This window comes from uncultured Gemella sp. (genome assembly GCF_963519265.1).
GTDB lineage: Bacteria > Bacillota > Bacilli > Staphylococcales > Gemellaceae > Gemella.
In genome coordinates this window covers 1-3034 of record NZ_CAUQNQ010000135.1, presented here as the reverse complement: position 1 = coordinate 3034, position 3034 = coordinate 1, and the positions used below count along the sequence as shown (strand labels likewise).

The window sequence follows — 3034 nt, the reverse complement described above, 5'->3', positions numbered from 1 at the left end:
CTGTTAGTGAAAAAGCTACGAATTTAGAACCTGATTATAGGTATCAAGATGCTACTGAAATGTTGAGTGCATTAAATGCATGGTTGAGAATTAGAAGCGACGATGCTTTTAAGAAGACAATATGGGAAAAAATTAGCAACGGTGTTTTTGATGACGACATAGAAAACTATATCTATGAAATGCCAGCAAGAGAGTTATGTCAAGCATGTATAAAAAAAAGTAATGTTTTTATTGAAAGCTTAATGATTTTTATGAAGTTAGATGATACACATGCGATTTATATCATTCAGACGATTCATTCTAACTATGAGCAATATTTGAAACGATTTGAAGATGCAGACTCTTTTGCTACCCTTTCTTATAGAGTTCTAAAGGAACAATTTTCATTCAATGTTAAAGAAGTGGCTGCTCAGATTTTACACTATGTAGCCTATGAAGTTGGGCGTTTTTCTGCTCAGCGTAAGGTAGATAACTTGATTGAAAATGGGATTGAACCAATGATTGAATCCATATTAGAAAGATAAATTAAGAAACATATTATGGCAAAAGAAAATAATATTATAGAAACTACATTAACACAAATAGCGCGGACCTCTCACAGTAATAATTTGAACATTGATGATTGGAATTGTGGGTTTAAAAATTGGAAAATGCTACCAACTGAAGATGGTAAATATTATATATTTTTGGACAAAGTAAAAATGGATTGTAGAGTAGTCCAAAAACCTATATATCGTGATAACCCAATAATGTGGAAGGTTATACTTAGAAAAGAACCTAAAGCTAACTATTTCGTTGCTGCTCTAAGTAATGTCAACCACGTTAAGGACAGAAGTCCTAATGCTGATGACCCATCCATTCCAGGTGAGAATACAAAAGATCGAGGTCATTTTATTGCTGACTCATTTGATAAGTATTTACTTACAAATGATGAACGTAATGCTAATAACTCACAATCCAATCAATTTTTTGGTAAAAATAATAAAAGCAATATCTCACCTCAAGATTTTAGAGCAAATCGAAACTCCAAGGAATATGCTGGACAGTTGAGATTCGAGCAACAAGTGAAAAAATATCTTGAGAAAAGTAATAATGCAAATGAAGAAGTTTATTATGAAATTGAAGAAATTAAGATAGAAGAAAAGATATTAGGTCGCAGAATATTCATTCATTGGAATCAAAGTGATGAAGCTGATATTCATGTATTTATTCCAGAAGACCGTGATTGAGAGTTTATACGTATATTAAAAAGAGCAATATTGCTCTTTTTTGATTTTAGACGTATTGCTTATTTGTAATTTTTCCATTTGGCTATAAGTTATCTTTTTCAATTATTTTTACATCAATTCGAGGTAGTGATTTTGTAATTTCATCAAAAGCAGACTCTTTCATATCCATAAATTTTCTATAGTTTGGAACTGATATCACATTTCCATCGGTTATTCCTCCTCCTATTGGTCGTAACTGACAGTAAAAGAAATTATTTTCTAGTTTTTCCATAACATTATTAGCAAAATCTTCATCCTTTGCTTCTTTAAATAATTTTCTAAACAATTTCTCCCATGCTGTATCATATTTACGAAAAACAAAAACCGGTTTTTGCGATTCCTTATTATATAAATATTTATAGATTCTTCTCAGTACAATGAACGCACCCAACTTAGATAAGTCTGAATTGAGAATAATCTTTTCACCAATGCCATTTTCACCTAAATCAGGTTGAGCACATGAAAAAGGATAAATTTCTAAATCACATATTTGTTGAGCAATATTTTCAATTTCCTCTTGCTTTTCTTCCAGTTCTATAAAATCTAATACCTTATTTATCTGAATAAGTTGAGAATAATACTCTCTCAAATAGTAATAATTTTCTAACAGATTTTTTTGACTTTTTTTAGACTTGTTTTTGAAATCGAACTTAGATTTTAAATCAAACATATGTTTAATTTCACTCATTAAATTGCTTTGATTACTATAAATGATATCTTTGACGTCTTTAATACTTTTTAATTTATATCTTCTTTCTATAATTGATTTAATATCAATTTCCTTTTCCTTTTCTTTATATCCTTTTAAGATCTTTTTAATATTTTTAATAGTTTTCTTTTTTTCAGTACCAGCTATCAAAATCTCGGTTTTTCCATAATATCCTTTTAGGCTTGTTTCCTCGAGGCCTTTATCAATTTGATTATCTTGATAAGCCCCTAAATAGCCTCTAGGATTTTCCAAACAGTGGAAAATAGTAGCTGTATCTATATCTCCATGAAAATGAGTTGGAATTTGGTAGCGCATATTCAAATGTCTACCTACTTTTTCTATTTCTTTTTTTAAGTCATCCGGTAGAATCCTCAGCCAAGAGAAGTCCATAGTTGTTTCAGACTTCTCAACTTTTTTTATAAATTCATTAATCAGATTGTTACCCTTATCTTGATGCCAAGGGCTAAACTGTTCTAAAAAAAATTTCTTATCTTTAAAGTAAAAAATCTCTCCGTCGTTTTGGGGTATGATTTCGTTAAAATAATTTTCTAAATCTGATTTTAATTGTTCCAAATCTTGATCTTCATGATTTTTCATGATATGTCCATCCTACTTTATTGATTTTTTACTATTAATTCTTTAAACCTATTATACTACAGTATTTCTACATTAGTTCAAAATCAATTTTCTAGAAATTGAATAATTTATTACATTTAATTTTGCTGTGAAGTTAGTTCTTCCTGTTTATTATCTCATGATCTAATCTAATAATTCATTTATCTATATAAGAAAATTATTGATTTAGCTTATAAGAAACACCCTAGTTCACAATGAACTAGGGTGTTTCTTATATATCCGAACTTCTAATTTATTTCACAAAAAATGTAGTCAAAAATGTAGTCATCCGGTTGATTTTTATTGCAATACATTGAAATTCGAAAATTCAAGAATCGCGTTAAATCAAGGTTTTTTCGTTTCTACTGAAACGTAATGACCTATTATTTCACTTCTGTAAACACAACGTGTTTGCGAAGTTTTGGTGAGTATTTCTTCAATT

Annotated in this window: 3 protein-coding genes and 1 pseudogene; 2 read left to right on the top strand and 2 right to left on the bottom strand. The window is 29.2% G+C overall.

Annotated features, from left to right (window positions below):
• Positions 1 to 524 (top strand): annotated as a pseudogene (locus RWN11_RS08015) (kinase); the annotation flags it as partial.
• Between the two features lie 15 nt (positions 525 to 539).
• Positions 540 to 1229, top strand: coding sequence for a hypothetical protein (locus RWN11_RS08010; protein ID WP_314161213.1), 690 nt, complete (start codon positions 540 to 542; stop codon positions 1227 to 1229).
• A gap of 82 nt (positions 1230 to 1311) precedes the next feature.
• Here the strand turns inward: RWN11_RS08010 and RWN11_RS08005 are convergent, their stop codons facing one another.
• Positions 1312 to 2574 carry a hypothetical protein gene (locus RWN11_RS08005; protein ID WP_314161212.1) on the bottom strand — a complete coding sequence of 421 codons (1263 nt, stop codon included), beginning with the start codon at positions 2572 to 2574 and terminating at the stop codon, positions 1312 to 1314.
• Between the two features lie 401 nt (positions 2575 to 2975).
• A complete protein-coding gene (locus RWN11_RS08300; RefSeq protein WP_078373592.1) occupies positions 2976 to 3032 on the bottom strand; it encodes a 50S ribosomal protein L33 in 57 nt (18 codons plus the stop codon).
• Between the last annotated feature and the right edge of the window lie 2 nt (positions 3033 to 3034).